Origin of the sequence: Sutcliffiella horikoshii (genome assembly GCF_002157855.1) — a bacterium.
In the GTDB taxonomy this organism is placed as follows: domain Bacteria; phylum Bacillota; class Bacilli; order Bacillales; family Bacillaceae_I; genus Sutcliffiella_A; species Sutcliffiella_A horikoshii_C.
Map to the genome: position 1 here is coordinate 3,718,581 of NZ_CP020880.1, position 14,427 is coordinate 3,733,007.

Here is a 14,427-nt window from a genome sequence, read left to right on the forward strand (position 1 = left end):
GGTGTCTTAACAATATCTAAAATTAAGAACTTTTTCAGTGGCCTCCAACGAAGTGTGGAGGCTCACGGACCGCCCGCAGGCAAGCGAAGCGCCTGGAACGGAAATCAACCGTTCATCAGCCAATCTTCCTTATTTCCTCTGCTGAAACGCCACCACCGCATCAAACTCTTGCTCGTACAAACGGCTTAATCGAATGAACAATGGCGTCAGTTCTTTATACACTTCCACTTCCGCCTGGTCAGGTTCATACCCATTCGTCGTCCCAACCATCTCATTCATCACATCAAACGAATCAATTTCACCGAGTGCATACAATCCGAGCACCGCAGCACCGAGGCAAGAACTTTCCACGCTTTCCGGTATGCTTACTTCCTGATTGAAAATGTTCGAAAGCATCTGGCACCATACTTTTGAACGGGCAAATCCGCCTGTAGCATGAATCTTTTCAGGAATTCCGATAATCTCTTCTAATGCCAACAAGACTGTATAAAGGTTAAGATTGATTCCTTCTAATACCGCGCGCATCATATGCTCTCTTTTATGGTGGATGCCAAGTCCATAAAAGGATCCACGTGCGTTTCCATTCCATAACGGTGCACGTTCACCTGTCAGGTAAGGATGGAAAAGAACGCCCTCTGAACCCGCCTTCACTTGAGCAATTTTTGCTGTCATGACATCATAAGGATCAACGCCCAGTGCTTTCGCCTCTTCCACTTCCGCTTGGCAAAATTCATCACGAAGCCAGCGCATAATCATGCCGCCATTGTTGACAGGACCACCAATTACCCAATGATTTTCTGTCAGAGCATAGCAGAATGTTCTACCCTTTGGATCTGTTACCGGCTTGTCCGCAACGGTACGGATCGCCCCGCTTGTTCCAATGGTTAACGCGACCACGCCTGGTTGAACTGCGTTTACCCCAAGGTTGGAAAGCACGCCGTCATTTGCACCAACTACAAATTTTACATCAGCATGTAAGCCAAGTTTTACTGCCCACTCTGGTTGCAATCCTGTGATGATTTCTGTTGTTGGGACAAGTCGGGAAAGCTTGCCAGGTGTCACACCGGCAACTCCAAGTGCGCCCGCGTCCCAATTCAAATTTTTTAAGTTCAGCATTCCTGTTGCCGACGCAATGGAATGATCCACTACATACTCTCCAAAAAACTTGTGAAACACATATTCTTTGATGGAGATGAATTTAGATGCTTTTTCAAACGTTTCTGGATGTTCGTTTCGCAACCAAACAAGTTTTGCCAAAGGAGACATCGGATGAATCGGTGTCCCGGTTCTCATGTATATCTCATGGCCATTCCATTCGTTTTTAATTTTCTTCGCCCATTTTTCACTGCGCTGGTCGGCCCACGTGATGCTTTTCGTCAACGGAATTCCTGCTTCATTTACGGCAATCAGACTGTGCATCGCTGCACTGAAGCTCACATGGGAAAGCTCTGTGGTATCGATGCCACTTTTGAGAATAGTTTCTCTAATCGAAACAGCCACCGCTTCGAGAATTTCGTCGGGATCCTGTTCTGCTGCACCCATTTCTGGAGTGTACAAAGGATATTCCACGGCATGTTGGCTTTTTACTTTACCATTCTTCGTAAAAAGAACCGCCTTTGTGCTTGTTGTTCCTATATCAACGCCTAGCATGTATGTTGTCATGGTGATGTCCTCCTTGATTCAAAATCACAACGGGCCAAGGAAATAGCTCCTTGACCCTACTTTAACTTATCCTATAAATATACCAATAATTACCGCTACTGCAAAACCTACGAGTCCGATGATGGTTTCCATGACCGTCCAAGATTTTAATGTATCTTTTACATCAAGGCCGAAGTATCTGTTTACCAACCAGAAACCGGAGTCGTTTACGTGGGATAGAACCGTTGCTCCAGAAGCAATCGAGATAACGATTAGACCAAGTACAGGCCCTTCCAGACCCATGATTCCGATTAATGGTGTGATTAGTCCTGCTGCCGTTACCATTGAAACGGTTGCGGATCCTTGCGCCACGCGGACTGCCGCTGCGATCAAGAACGCTAGGACAATTGGAGGCAATGCAGATCCTGCCATCATTTCACCAAGAACATCACCAACACCAGAGTCGATTAGAACCTGCTTGAACACTCCACCGGCACCTGTTACAAGGATGATGATACCAGCTGGCTCAAGCGCTTTTGTTGCGATATCTTGTACATCTTGTTTTGTATAACCGCGCTTCGTTCCAAGGAAGTAGAACGTCAATAATGTTGCAATAGTCAATGCTACGAACGGATGACCGACAAATGTCGTAATCTCTCGAACGATGTGACCCTCTTCAAACATAACCGTTGAAAACGTATTCACTAAAATCAACACTAATGGTACTAAAATAATAGAAGCAATAAGTCCGAATCCTGGTAGATCCTTTTCATATACCTTATCTTCATCAATCTCCATATATTTTGGTACAACAACGTGAATTTTCTTCCCGATATATTTACCAAACACTGGACCAGCTAAAATCATCGCCGGAATACCTGCGATAACACCAAACAGGATAACCCATCCAAGATCTGCACCGATTAAATCAGCTACTGCGATCGGTCCCGGAGTTGGCGGGATGAAGCTGTGCGTTACAGCAAGACCAGCTAGCAACGGAATACCGTAGTGTAAAAGGGACTTTCCTGTTTTTTTCGCCAAGCCATACACGATTGGCACTAAAATGATGAAACCTACATCAAAGAATACTGGGATTGCCACTAAGAAACCTGTGATACCAAGTGCCCACTGGGACTTTTCTTCACCGAATTTCTTCATTAGTGTTTGAGCAAGTCTTTCTGCCCCACCTGAAACTTCTAGCATTTTACCGAACATGGCACCTAGTCCGACTACGACTGCAACGAACCCGAGGGTGCCTCCCATTCCGTTTTGGACGGATGCGGTGACTTCATTTAGCGGCATGCCTGATGCGATACCTACTAGTAAGCTGACTAACAGCAGGGCTACGAATGCGTGTAGTTTGGTGCGGATGACTAGGAATAGTAGGACGAATATTGCTGCTGCTGCGATTAGGATTAGCATGGATCCTGACATGATTTGTTCCTCCTTGTTAATTAGCTCTATTTAGAAAAAGTAATGTTTTTACGTATACTTCCTGATGACTTCCGTTCCAGATGTTCGCTTTCCGCGGGACGTGTGCTTGAGCCTCCTCGCTTCGCTGTGGGGTCTCAAGCTACCGTTATCCCCCGCTGGAGTCTCACATCTTGCACTCCAGTCATCAGGAGGAATTTTCATTAACTATGACGTCTCTCGTAATCTACTTAAAATAATTTAGTTCTTCTCTACTGAGTGTCCGCCGAATTCGTTTCGTAGTGCTGCGACTACTTTTCCGGAGAAGGTATCGGGCTCAAGGGAGCGGTAGCGCATCATTAGGGATAGGGCGATGACTGGTGCTGCGGCTTGGAGGTCAAGAGCAGTCTCTACTGTCCATTTACCCTCACCCGATGAATGCATAACGCCTTTGATGCCTTCTAATCTCGCATCTTTGCTGAAAGCATTTTCTGTTAGTTCCATGAGCCATGAGCGAACGACGGATCCGTTGTTCCAAACTCTCGCAACCTTCTCATAGTCAAAATCGAAATCACTTTTTTCAAGGATGTCGAAGCCTTCTGCGATTGCTTGCATCATGCCGTACTCCACACCGTTGTGAACCATTTTCAAGAAATGACCACTACCGGATTTTCCTGCATATAAGTATCCGTTTTCTACACAAATATCTTGGAAAAGTGCCTCCACGTGTTTAAACGCTTCTTCATTTCCGCCGACCATGGTGCAAGCTCCGTTGCGAGCGCCTTCCATCCCGCCGCTTGTCCCTACATCCAAGTAGTGGACTCCTTTTGCAGCAAGCTCTTCGGCACGCTTTAATGTGTCTTTGTAGTTGGAATTTCCTCCATCGATGATGATGTCTCCCTCTGTTACTAATCTACTAATCTCTGAAAGCACATTTTCTGTGATCTCACCAGCTGGCACCATCATCCATACCACTTTTGGTGATTCCAGTTTGCTTAATGCTTCCTCGATGGAGTAAGCACCAGTTGCACCAGCCTGTTCGCTTTTGACAACGTTTTCATTATCGACATCAAACGCAACTACTTCATGCTTGTTATCTATTAAGTTTAATGTAAGGTTGTATCCCATCTTGCCTAAACCAATCATTGCTAGTTTCATAAAATTGAAACTCCCTTCTTCATTCAAAGCTAAGTATCGAAAAATATTTTTTGTCTTGTCCCTATTATGAAAAAAAATTCCCCGAAATGCAAGCGTTATCAAAAAATAGTTTCTTTTTTTTTGAAACCTCTTTATGATAGATAGTAGATTACTATTTCTGGAGGGTCGCACCATGAACAGACAAGAATCGCAATACTGCATGATGCGCATACGTTCCCACTATCCACAATTCAGGGGGAAGGAGCAAGTCATCGCGGACTATATCCTCAATAATCCACAAAGAATTGTCCACAGCACCATCAATCAGGTTGCGGATGATCTCGGTGTAGCGGACTCCACCGTATTCCGTTTTTGCCAGCGGATCGGCTTTAAGGGCTATCAGGCAATGAAAATTGCACTCGCAACGGAAATTGTCGAACCTATTCAAGATATTCATGAAAATATTATGGAACATGACAGCGAAAAAACGATTGCGGAAAAAGTGTTCCGTTCCAATATTAAAACGCTTGAAGATACGTTGAAGATCCTTGATGACGAAGCGTTTCACCAGGTTATCAACGCCATTCTCGGAGCACGAAAAGTGGAGTTGTTCGGAAGCGGCGGTTCTAATGTCATCGCGATGGACGCCTATCATAAACTTATTCGGACAGGGGTTTCGGTGAACGTTCAGTCTGATACCCACATGCAGCTTATGTCTGCCAGCCAACTGACAGATGAAGACGTGGCCATCATCATTTCTCATACTGGGGCATCCAAGGATATGATGCACATTCTTGAAGTGGTGAAAGCAAGTGGAGTGAAGACAATCGGCATCACCAATTTTGCCAAATCTCCGTTAAGCCAAGGAGTGGACATCGCACTGTACACAATGTCAGAAGAAACGGATTACAGGTCAGAGGCACTGTCTTCTCGTATCGCCCAGCTTGCCATGATTGATGCCATTTATGTAAATGTGCTTATGGCGAAAAAGGATGAGGGAAAAGAGGCTTTGCAGAAGGTGCGTGCTGCGATATCGGTGAAGCGCGTATAGGCTTCACACAAAAAACACGAAAGTCATCAAAGTGACTTCCGTGTTTTTTTAGTTCTATAAGACAATAAAATAATAAATGACCATCGCTCCAAGTCCAACTGGAACCCCATGTCTTGCCCACTCTTTACTTGTAATCCCAAGTTTTCCAGCTGCAATGATATTCGGAATATTTCCAGGCACCAACATTCCTCCACTTATCATGAGGCCAAGTAAAATCACCCGAATGACTGCCGGATCCAGCTCGGCACTAATCTCAGCGGCCGCCAATGTCGCATTATCCAAAATGGCCGAGGACATATTGAACCAGTACAAAACAGAAGGATCCATTCCTAAAAAATAGGTGGAGACAAATGGCTCAAATCCTGCACCAAGAAAAGTCAGACCCATGACAAAGAAGTAAATCTTCAAGCCTCGAACAAAGATTTCCTCATAACTTTCCCTGTCCTTCGCACTGCGCACCATCTCGTTAGCTCCTGGTGCTTTCACCATGAAGGCAGCAAGCAAGCCGAACAAGAATAAAGATAATAGGACATCCTTGCCAATCAGCCTTAATAGGTAAAAGAAATCCCCGTTCAATTTACTGATTGTCACAATGGATAAAGGCTCTCCGATTGGCGTAAGTGCTGCACCAAGTCCTATGGAAAAACAAGAAAGGACGGTCAGCCTGATTTGTTCTTTCTTTTCCAGATCAAGTCCTACCACGATGAATACTAATAGGAGCGCAGCAATAATTGCGGTAATGACACTTGAGATTAGTCCAAGAAACACAACAAGTAAAAAGATAAATAACTTAAATGGGACTCTATTTTTCAAAAAGTGGAGAATTCGACTAAACGGCATCTGCAACCATCTGAAAACCAGGCCCGCCATTAAGACGGCGAGTGAAATGAAGATGGGATCAGTTGCAGCAATGAAGAAAAGGTGTTCATTGTAGACCCCGCTAACCATACTGGCAAGGATCCCCATGCTCAACAAGAATACTTCCATATTTTCTTCTATTTTTTTAATAAGTAAAGGTCCCAGTAACACGACCAGAAAAATCGATATCAGTCCGAAATCCATTTTTCACACTCCCGCTGTCTGAAGAATTCTTTAGATAACGGTTCATGTATATGCAGTTATTGGACAAACATGCCTGGAGTTTACTGGGGTTCTAAGGAAACGCCCTTTAACTTTTGGGCATCAACTGTACTTTTCACGGGTCTTATTCACCTTTTGGTTTTTTCTATATCTAAAAATTAGTATAACAAGCAGCACTAGCAATATCCCGATTCCTAAAGGTTTTAGGTAGACGGAAATGACAGATGCCGCGTCTGCCCACTGAGGACCAAAACGGAATCCCACGTATACATAGGCTGCCGTTATTGGGAGCATCGCAAGATAAGTGTAAGCGATAAATAACACTATGTTCATTTTTGCCATCCCGCACGGAACCGAGATAACGGTCCGCACCCCAGGAATAAATCTGCCAAGAAAGGCAATGACGGCACCATATTTTACGAAAAAACCCTCCGCTGTTGCCATATCCTTTTCACGAATAAAAAAATACTTTCCATACTTATCGAGTAGAGGCCTGCCTCCAAACCTACCAAGGGCATATAGTGTCAAGGGACCAGTAACCCCGCCTATACTTCCTGCTAAAATTGCAAGAATAAGGTTCATATCCCCTTGATAAGCCCAATAACCGACAAGAGGTAGAACAAGCTCTGCCGGAATGAATTCAAACGTCAAGGCTAAGACCACACCAAAATAAGATAGGCCTTTAAATGATTCTATGAAAGTTAAAATGATTTCTTCGAACAAGTTTTTTCCTCCAAGTTATCAATGTATGAAATTGTGGGTTTTGGTAAAATGCTTTTGCATTATGATGAGAGGTAATTCGATTGGTATTTTCTTGGGAAGAGATTAAGGAAGACAGCACAAATAAAATCCGTGTTTACGTAAAAAAATGATGAAACAGGGAGGGACATATTCATACCCGTGGAAGGAGGTAAGCCTGAGAGTATATCTTTCTTATTTTTCAATTTTGTAGATAAAGTAGCGTATATGCCTGATCTTGAAAGGGAGGCAGTAATCTTAACTTCTTTACCTACCTGTTCAATAGAATCAAAATGCTCAGCACCATTCCAATCGCTAGTTTCGAAAGAAAACATTTGCATACATCCTAAAACCAGTACAATAACAAATACACTCAAACTTCTCATGTTTTCCCTCCTTCCTATCTGCGCATACTTCCATTATATCATTTCATTTCGTCACCTTTTAAAGTTGACTGACAAAAATATCGGAAGTAAAAGACATATTGTAATAGACTTGGGAAATCAGCCGGCCAGGCATTAGGGGAGTTCCGGGCAGATCCGAGGGATATTGGTAAAATTTAAGAAAAAGGAAACACCCTCCAATAAAGATAAAGAAATCAGTAAGGTTTCCATGTAACAACCAGGTGAAATGAAAGAAAAAAGGCATGCGCTTCTTTCTGCACATGCCTTTTCTTATTGGAAATTATTTATCCATAAATGATAACCCTTCTTCTTCTAATGAAGCTCTCATAATAGGTAAGGAGGCTGGTCCAATACCATGAAAATTTAAGATTTCTTTTTCAGTGTACTTTGATAGTTTCTGTACAGTGTCGACCTCTTTTTGAATTAATGCATTTCTTGCCGGTGAACTAAGTTTTGAAAGGAAACTAGCTTTAGGTTTATTCTCTTTATTACAAGTAGGGCAACTTGGGCAATCACTACTTTTATAATATTTATGTCCATGTTCGCAAACCATTTCACGTTTTCCTACCGTCAATATTATCCCTCCGCCTTTAAAATAATGATCGGCATGCTTTAAAACAATAACTCCTCAACAACAGAGCCTGCACTAAGTATGAAGTATTATCCGATATTTTAAACACAATCAACTTAATTATACAGCTTCCGTCTGCTTCCACTTCTTCCCGACCTGAACGAATAGTACCCCCAGTTCATGGTGGTCTCCTTCGTACAAAGCAGTTTGAGCAAAACGTGCTTCACCGTTTGCATCCACAACTTGCAGTTTGCAAAATGCCCTGTTTTGCTGAAGTGCTTCATAAAAATTCGAAACGGAATTTACCGGGATATTGTTTACTTTTGTAATGATTTCTCCAATTTGGAGGTTCATTTTTTCAGCCGGACTATCTGGAATTACCCCTAGAATGACAAGTCCTTTGTCACGTTGAACAAAGATCGGCTGGTGCTTTTCGTCCTCTGTTTTGGCCCTGTAATTCAGCCATTCCCTACCAATTACAGCAACAACTGCTGCAAGGATGGCGGCATTTTCCCACCATATGCTGCCAACTCCAGTCAACAAGACCACGACTGCAAGCAGAACCAATTGTCTGCCAACGATCGGGATTGCATCTAACGGTAAGCTTGCTTTTAGTCGTTGATAATACCCCATGCTGAATGGAACAAGCCACAAGGAAAGGGTGTGTTCCCCCATTTGCAGGACAGGCCACCACTGAAAGCTTGTCTCGATTTCTCCAGAACCGACGGGCACAAATAAGAATAGCGGAAGAATCCATACTCTTTGGACAACATGTGTACCAACCGGCAACCCACGCTTACTTTTTTGAAGCTGCGGAGAGGTTTGCACAGGTGCCTGTTTCCAGACGAACAGTCCTTCAGCAACCATAAGTATCCCCATCAGAATGGCCAGTGTCGGTAAATGCGTTGCTTCTACAGATTCAAACAAGCGCTGAAAGGTGGTGACACCCGTCTCCAATTTTGGTAAAAGTACTACTGCCAAGATAGTGAACCCGAATATATAGGCAGTCGAAAGCCATCTCGGCTTAATGAAAAGGGTAAAAATAATGCTAAAGAAGCTGAGGAGCACAATTGTTCCAAAAGGAATAATCACTCCCAAACCAATTGTAAGCACAGATAAAGCTAGTCCAACCAAAAGACTCTTACAAGCCTTTTGAAACTCCGTCAGGCCGTATTCCACTCGTATATGAAAGTCATGGCGTTCTCTTTTGACGCGAAAATATCCCAATATTACTGCAACAGCTAAGGTCACATAAAGGACAGGGTGGATGAAAAGGCGACCCACTCCTATCAGCAATTCCCAAAACCATGATTCCATCACCCGATCACCGCCTAAACATACAAACTTTTCTTTTATTTTACCACAAAAAAGTCAGCTCCCACCATAAGGGAAGCTGACTGTATTAATTTATTTCATCAGTGTTTTGATTGCCTCTTTTAGTTGTACATCGTTTTCTTTTGCGCGTACCGCTTCAAGCAATTGTGCTTGCAACTGTTCTGCCGTTTGGCTGTCAACTTTTCCAGATGCGGATAAGTCATTTTCAGCTTGGAAAGACTTCACAGCATCTTCCGTTTCCTTGCTGAAATACCCATCCTCACGTCCTGGGTCAAAGCCAAGGCCTTTCAACATCACTTGTACATTCTTTACTTTTTCACTATTTGCATCAAGCGCCAGCTCTTCCTCTTCTTCCATATTTATTGGATTTGCATAGAAGTAATCCGGCTGTTTGACAGGTATTGTAGGCTCCACTCCATCGTTGTGAATCCAGTTCCCATCAGGTGTCAACCACTTATAAAGTGTAAGCTTCAAGTTACTGCCATCACCAAGCTCTAGTGCTTGCTGAACAGTCCCTTTACCGAAAGAAGCGTCCCCAACGACCTCATAGTTGCCTGCTTCTTTTAATGCACCTGCTAAAATTTCAGACGCAGACGCACTTCCTTTATCGATTAGGGTCACAATTTCATAAGGCTTTTTCTCTGTTAAGGAGGAGAAGAAACGCTGCTTTTCCCCATTACGCTGTTCAATTTGAACATATGGTTTTTCCTTTGTCACAAGCTCTGCAGCAATAATCTGAACTTGATCTAAAAGTCCACCTGGGTTACCGCGGACATCGACCACTAATCCTTCAATGTTCTGCTCTTCCAGTGCTGCTAACTGCTCTTGAAAGTCTTTCCCGGTATCTTGTGAGAAGGAGGTAATCTGGATGTATCCCACTTTTTTGCCATCTTGTTCAATCGTTTCAGAATACACCGTTTCAATTGGAATCGTATCACGTGTCACGTCTACATTGAACGGTTCCTGAACACCAGGACGCTGGATTTCTAATGTCACAACCGTCCCTTTTTCACCGCGGATCTTAAGTACTGCTTCATATAAATCCAAGCCTTCTATATCTTGGTCATCTACTTTAAGAATTTGGTCATTTGGTTGCAGTCCAGCCTTTTCAGCAGGGGAACCGCGGAATGGAGACACAATGGTCACCTTCCCGTTCTGCATGCCCACTTCTGCCCCAATCCCTTCAAAAGAAGATTCGAGCGACTGTGTAAATTGCTCTGCCGTATCCTTATCCATATACACGGAATATGGATCCTCCAGTGTATCGACCATCCCTTGTATGGCGCCTTGTATCAGTTTTTCTGATTCAGTTTCCTCCACATATCGAGAAGAAATAAGTTCATATGCCTGTTGAATCTTTTCCATCTGTGCCGCCGTTTCTTTCGGCGATTCCTGCGGTGCAGCTTGCTCTGTGTTATCAGTAAGAGGATTTTGCACGGAAGGTACAGCTGCTGCTGGTCCATGACCAAACCATTGTAATCCTGCATACATTCCTGCCGCTCCAACTAGAACTGATACAACCATTAATACTGTAACAATTTTGCGATTCATGAAAGCTCCTCCTCATCCTATACCCCGTACCGAACGATAGATATGACGCAATTGTACCATAGCCGGCGTTGGTTGAAAATTATTAAAACTTATGTAAGTGGCTGCGGAATGTGGGACCGTCCATAGATATGCCTGTCCCACTCGCCAATTCCCTCGTTCCTGAAGCAAAAGGCATCACACAGGAAGTGTAATGCCTTTTATAGTGTAAGTATATGTGGTGGGTGCACATATTATGTGATGAAATCAGGAAAAGTAATACAAGGCGTAAAAAAACACAACCCCGCCGCCTAGACTGAACAGCGAGATTGTGTTGGTTAAAATTAAAAGTTAATATAAGATGCAGGGTTCACTGCATTGGATTTAGATCCGTTCCAAGAACCTTTGTGCAATTCAAAGTGCAAGTGAGGTCCTGTTGAAAATCCAGTGTTCCCCATGTTACCGATGAATTGACCTTTAGATACGGATTGTCCTGCACTTACTCCCAAGCTTTCTAAATGAGCATAAACCGTTGTCCAAGTTTGACCATCAATGTAGTGAGTGATGAAAACTACATTACCGTACGAGCTGGAGTAGTAAGCTTGGAATACTGTACCACTTCCTGCTGCTACGACAGGTACGTTACCGCTTCTTCCGTTTTTCCCAACATCGATACCATAGTGCTGGGAGCCCCAACGAGTACCAAAGCCAGATGTTACACTACCAGTTGTCGGTCTTGTCCAAGATCCGGATGAAACTGGTGGTGGCGGTGATGAAACATGTTCAGGAGCTGGTTCAGGTTCTCCTTTAGCCTTTGCTGCCGCAACCGCTGCTTCGTGTTCTCTTTTACGTTGCTCTTCAAGACGCTTTCTTTCCGCCTCTTGTCTCGCGCGTTCTTGTGCTTCACGTTTAGCACGCTCTTCCGCAGCTTTAATTTCAGCGCGTATTGCTTTTTCTTGAGAAGCTAATACTTCTGCTTCATTTTCCAGTTCATGGATTTCGTGCATCGTTTCTTTTTCTTTTTTCTTCAATTCAGCAAGTAGCTTATCTTTTTCTGCTATCTGACCTTTTAATTGAACTTCCATATTTTCCAAATCAACTAGTTGTTGTTCCAATGAAGCCAACTGCTCACGCATTTCCAGCTCCTTAGCTTCCAGTTCTTGCATATCATTTTGATGAGCTTGTAGAATATCACGATCTGCTTGAACAATTGTTGCTACCGCGCCAACGCGGTCCAGAAAATCTCCAAAGCTTTGTGCACCTAACAATACATCTAAGTAATTCACGGCTCCTCCACCTTGTTGGAAGGAACGAGCGCGATCTTCTAGAAGCTCATTTCTTTTGGCAATACGCTCTTTTAGTACTTCTATTTCTTCTTTAAGTTTTTCAATATCTTTACGAGTTGTATCGATTTCTTCTTTTTTACCACTGATTTTATTTTTTGTTTCTGCAACAGCTTTATCAAGGCGTTCTACTTCTGCTCTAATTTCTTGTTGCTCCGCTTGCAGTTGATTTACTTCAGTTTGTTTTTCAGTTCTGGTAGATTCATTTGATGATTGTTGATCCTTTACTTCGTTAAGCTTTTGTTGCATCTCGTTCGCAAAAGCCTTTTCGGATAATCCCGAAGCGAAAAATCCGGAAAAGCCAATGACTGCAGCAATAGCGATTGTACCAATCTTTCTTCTCATCCCTTACTTCCCCCTAAACTCTTATGTATCCTCAAAGGAACAAATTGGATGTTCCTTTCAGGTTTTCTGTATTTTCTAAGTGGGTAATAAAACTATAGTAATCTCTTAAACTCGTAGGAATTTTCGAACAGACATCATGCTTCCCCACATACCGATAAACGCACCAATTGCAATTAAGATTCCAATGACTTGAAATGCGAATGGATAAAATGGAAGCATTTGAATAAATGTACCTTGAATTCTTGGTTGAACAAGATCTATTAAATAATAGTAGGACGTTAGGATAATTCCAATCGGAACGAATGAACCGAGAATTCCCAACCACAACCCTTCTAAGAAGAATGGCCAACGAATGAACCCGTTTGTTGCTCCAACCAATTTCATGATTTCAATTTCTTTTCTTCGTGCAAATATGGTGATCTTAATTGTGTTAGATATTAGGAACATTGCTGTAAATACTAGTCCGAGGATTAGAGCAAGGCCAACGTTTCTCGCAATCTCAAACACTTTGAATAATCTTTCCACTGTTTCTGCACCATAGATAACTTTATGTGTAAATTCCAGCTCGTCAATTTTCTTGGCTGCTGTAATGGTTTCTTGTGGTGTTGCTGTCTTAATGATGAAAACATCATACAGTGGATTATTTTGTTCGAACAGCTCAAAAGCTCCGCCGTCCTCACCAAAACTATCTACCAACCCTTTTAACTCTTCTTCTTTCGAGGAAAAGTCGACTGTTTCCACTTCGGGTAAGTTCTGTATCTGTTGTTTTAAGACTTCTTGATCTTCCTTATTGGCTGTAAGGTCTATATGAACTCGAATTTCTACATCACTTTCAATTTCCGATGCGACATTGTTCAAATTCATCATTAGTACAAGAAATACACCCACTAATAGGAGGGTAACTGTCACGGCACTGACAGATGCAAAAGTCATCCATCCGTTACGCGCTAAACTTTTAAAGCTCTCTTTAAAATGTCGCAGTAGAGTTCTAGGCTTCATAACCGTAGTCCCCCTCTGCTTGGTCACGCGCAATCTTCCCATTTTCAATGGCAATTACACGCTTCTTGATAGTATTTACAATCTCACGGTTGTGCGTTGCCATTACTATCGTCGTACCTTTTTCGTTAATTTCTTCAAAAATATTCATGATCTCCCATGAGGTGTCAGGATCAAGGTTACCTGTTGGCTCATCGGCTATCATTACTTTCGGTTTATTGACTATGGAACGCGCAATCGAAATACGTTGCTGCTCTCCACCTGAAAGTTCGTTTGGAAGATGACGTGCCTTGTGCTTTAGTTTTACAAGATCAAGAACTTCCATCACACGTTTTTTTATATTTTTTGGACTTTCTTCTATTACTTCTAAGGCAAAGGCTACATTTTCATAGACTGTCAACTGAGGTAAAAGTTTGAAGTCCTGGAATACTACTCCAATGTTTCTACGAAGTAAGGGAACCTTGCTTTCCTTCAACTTTGAAAGGTTTACTCCGTCAATGACAATGCTTCCGCTTGTGGGCTTTTCTTCCCTGTACATCATTTTGATGAACGTGGATTTACCAGCTCCACTTGGACCTACTACATAGACAAACTCGCCCGCTTTTATTCTTATATTAATACCATCCACAGCTTGTACGCCGTTTGGGTATTTTTTATAGACGTCTTGCATTTCAATCATTTAATCACCTGTTGGGTCAAAGATTTGAATCATTGCATTCCTTCTCACTTCTAAAAATGAGTCAGGAGTATTCATTAAGCAATTGCGGAAGGTCGATAAGACTAGTACATTAAATTTGCAATATGTATATTTATCTAAAATTTCCGCATAAATTCACTTTATTATTATAT

The 14,427-nt window shown here is 42.6% G+C and carries 13 protein-coding genes; 1 reads left to right on the top strand and 12 read right to left on the bottom strand.

Translation table 11 applies throughout. The features are described from left to right. Positions 1–129: 129 nt before the first annotated feature. The 3 genes from gntK to gnd all read right to left on the bottom strand — a co-directional run bounded on the left by gntK (position 130) and on the right by gnd (position 4,209). Positions 130–1,668, bottom strand: a complete 1,539-nt coding sequence (gene gntK, locus B4U37_RS19100) for a gluconokinase (RefSeq protein WP_157663885.1) — start codon at positions 1,666–1,668, stop codon at positions 130–132. Between the two features lie 60 nt (positions 1,669–1,728). Continuing rightward, positions 1,729–3,075 (bottom strand): GntP family permease, encoded by a 1,347-nt coding sequence (locus B4U37_RS19105; RefSeq protein ID WP_088019509.1) that lies wholly within the window; start codon positions 3,073–3,075, stop codon positions 1,729–1,731. A 237-nt stretch (positions 3,076–3,312) separates the two neighbouring features. After that, positions 3,313–4,209 (bottom strand): phosphogluconate dehydrogenase (NAD(+)-dependent, decarboxylating), encoded by an 897-nt coding sequence (gnd, locus tag B4U37_RS19110; RefSeq protein ID WP_088019510.1) that lies wholly within the window; start codon positions 4,207–4,209, stop codon positions 3,313–3,315. Positions 4,210–4,381: 172 nt separating this feature from the next. Here gnd and B4U37_RS19115 point away from each other — a divergent pair, with 172 nt between their 5' ends. After that, positions 4,382–5,239 (top strand): MurR/RpiR family transcriptional regulator, encoded by an 858-nt coding sequence (locus B4U37_RS19115; RefSeq protein ID WP_088019511.1) that lies wholly within the window; start codon positions 4,382–4,384, stop codon positions 5,237–5,239. A gap of 54 nt (positions 5,240–5,293) precedes the next feature. Here the strand turns inward: B4U37_RS19115 and B4U37_RS19120 are convergent, their stop codons facing one another. From B4U37_RS19120 to ftsE, 9 genes are all read right to left on the bottom strand, one after another. Then, a complete protein-coding gene (locus B4U37_RS19120; protein ID WP_088019512.1) occupies positions 5,294–6,301 on the bottom strand; it encodes a DUF1646 family protein in 1,008 nt (335 codons plus the stop codon). Positions 6,302–6,421: 120 nt separating this feature from the next. Continuing rightward, positions 6,422–7,042, bottom strand: a complete 621-nt coding sequence (locus B4U37_RS19125) for a DedA family protein (protein WP_088019513.1) — start codon at positions 7,040–7,042, stop codon at positions 6,422–6,424. A gap of 59 nt (positions 7,043–7,101) precedes the next feature. Next, positions 7,102–7,443: a hypothetical protein gene (locus B4U37_RS19130; protein WP_088019514.1), complete on the bottom strand. Its 342-nt coding sequence runs from the start codon at positions 7,441–7,443 to the stop codon at positions 7,102–7,104. Between the two features lie 298 nt (positions 7,444–7,741). After that, positions 7,742–8,014 carry an RNA polymerase alpha subunit C-terminal domain-containing protein gene (locus B4U37_RS19135; RefSeq protein WP_088020376.1) on the bottom strand — a complete coding sequence of 91 codons (273 nt, stop codon included), beginning with the start codon at positions 8,012–8,014 and terminating at the stop codon, positions 7,742–7,744. Positions 8,015–8,152: 138 nt separating this feature from the next. Continuing rightward, positions 8,153–9,349, bottom strand: a complete 1,197-nt coding sequence (locus B4U37_RS19140) for a PDZ domain-containing protein (RefSeq protein ID WP_088019515.1) — start codon at positions 9,347–9,349, stop codon at positions 8,153–8,155. Between the two features lie 90 nt (positions 9,350–9,439). Beyond that, complete coding sequence (locus B4U37_RS19145) at positions 9,440–10,918, bottom strand: S41 family peptidase (RefSeq protein WP_088019516.1); 1,479 nt, start codon at positions 10,916–10,918, stop codon at positions 9,440–9,442. A gap of 320 nt (positions 10,919–11,238) precedes the next feature. Next, on the bottom strand, positions 11,239–12,582 hold the full coding sequence (locus B4U37_RS19150; RefSeq protein ID WP_088019517.1) for a murein hydrolase activator EnvC family protein: 1,344 nt from the start codon (positions 12,580–12,582) through the stop codon (positions 11,239–11,241). Positions 12,583–12,687: 105 nt separating this feature from the next. Continuing rightward, entirely contained in the window at positions 12,688–13,581 is an 894-nt protein-coding gene (ftsX, locus tag B4U37_RS19155) for a permease-like cell division protein FtsX (RefSeq protein WP_088019518.1), read from the bottom strand. Next, on the bottom strand, positions 13,571–14,257 hold the full coding sequence (ftsE, locus tag B4U37_RS19160; RefSeq protein WP_088019519.1) for a cell division ATP-binding protein FtsE: 687 nt from the start codon (positions 14,255–14,257) through the stop codon (positions 13,571–13,573). Before ftsE ends, ftsX begins: the two co-directional genes overlap by 11 nt. Positions 14,258–14,427 lie beyond the last annotated feature (170 nt).

What these genes read in the sequence shown, in the direction of transcription:
- B4U37_RS19105 (WP_088019509.1), bottom strand. Translation starts at nt 3,075, where the DNA reads ATGTCAGGATCCATGCTAATCCTAATCGCAGCAGCAGCAATATTCGTC.
- gnd (WP_088019510.1), bottom strand. Translation starts at nt 4,209, where the DNA reads ATGAAACTAGCAATGATTGGTTTAGGCAAGATGGGATACAACCTTACA.
- B4U37_RS19115 (WP_088019511.1), top strand. Translation starts at nt 4,382, where the DNA reads ATGAACAGACAAGAATCGCAATACTGCATGATGCGCATACGTTCCCAC.
- B4U37_RS19120 (WP_088019512.1), bottom strand. Translation starts at nt 6,301, where the DNA reads ATGGATTTCGGACTGATATCGATTTTTCTGGTCGTGTTACTGGGACCT.
- B4U37_RS19130 (WP_088019514.1), bottom strand. Translation starts at nt 7,443, where the DNA reads ATGAGAAGTTTGAGTGTATTTGTTATTGTACTGGTTTTAGGATGTATG.
- B4U37_RS19135 (WP_088020376.1), bottom strand. Translation starts at nt 8,014, where the DNA reads ATGGTTTGCGAACATGGACATAAATATTATAAAAGTAGTGATTGCCCA.
- B4U37_RS19140 (WP_088019515.1), bottom strand. Translation starts at nt 9,349, where the DNA reads ATGGAATCATGGTTTTGGGAATTGCTGATAGGAGTGGGTCGCCTTTTC.
- B4U37_RS19145 (WP_088019516.1), bottom strand. Translation starts at nt 10,918, where the DNA reads ATGAATCGCAAAATTGTTACAGTATTAATGGTTGTATCAGTTCTAGTT.
- B4U37_RS19150 (WP_088019517.1), bottom strand. Translation starts at nt 12,582, where the DNA reads ATGAGAAGAAAGATTGGTACAATCGCTATTGCTGCAGTCATTGGCTTT.
- ftsX (WP_088019518.1), bottom strand. Translation starts at nt 13,581, where the DNA reads ATGAAGCCTAGAACTCTACTGCGACATTTTAAAGAGAGCTTTAAAAGT.
- ftsE (WP_088019519.1), bottom strand. Translation starts at nt 14,257, where the DNA reads ATGATTGAAATGCAAGACGTCTATAAAAAATACCCAAACGGCGTACAA.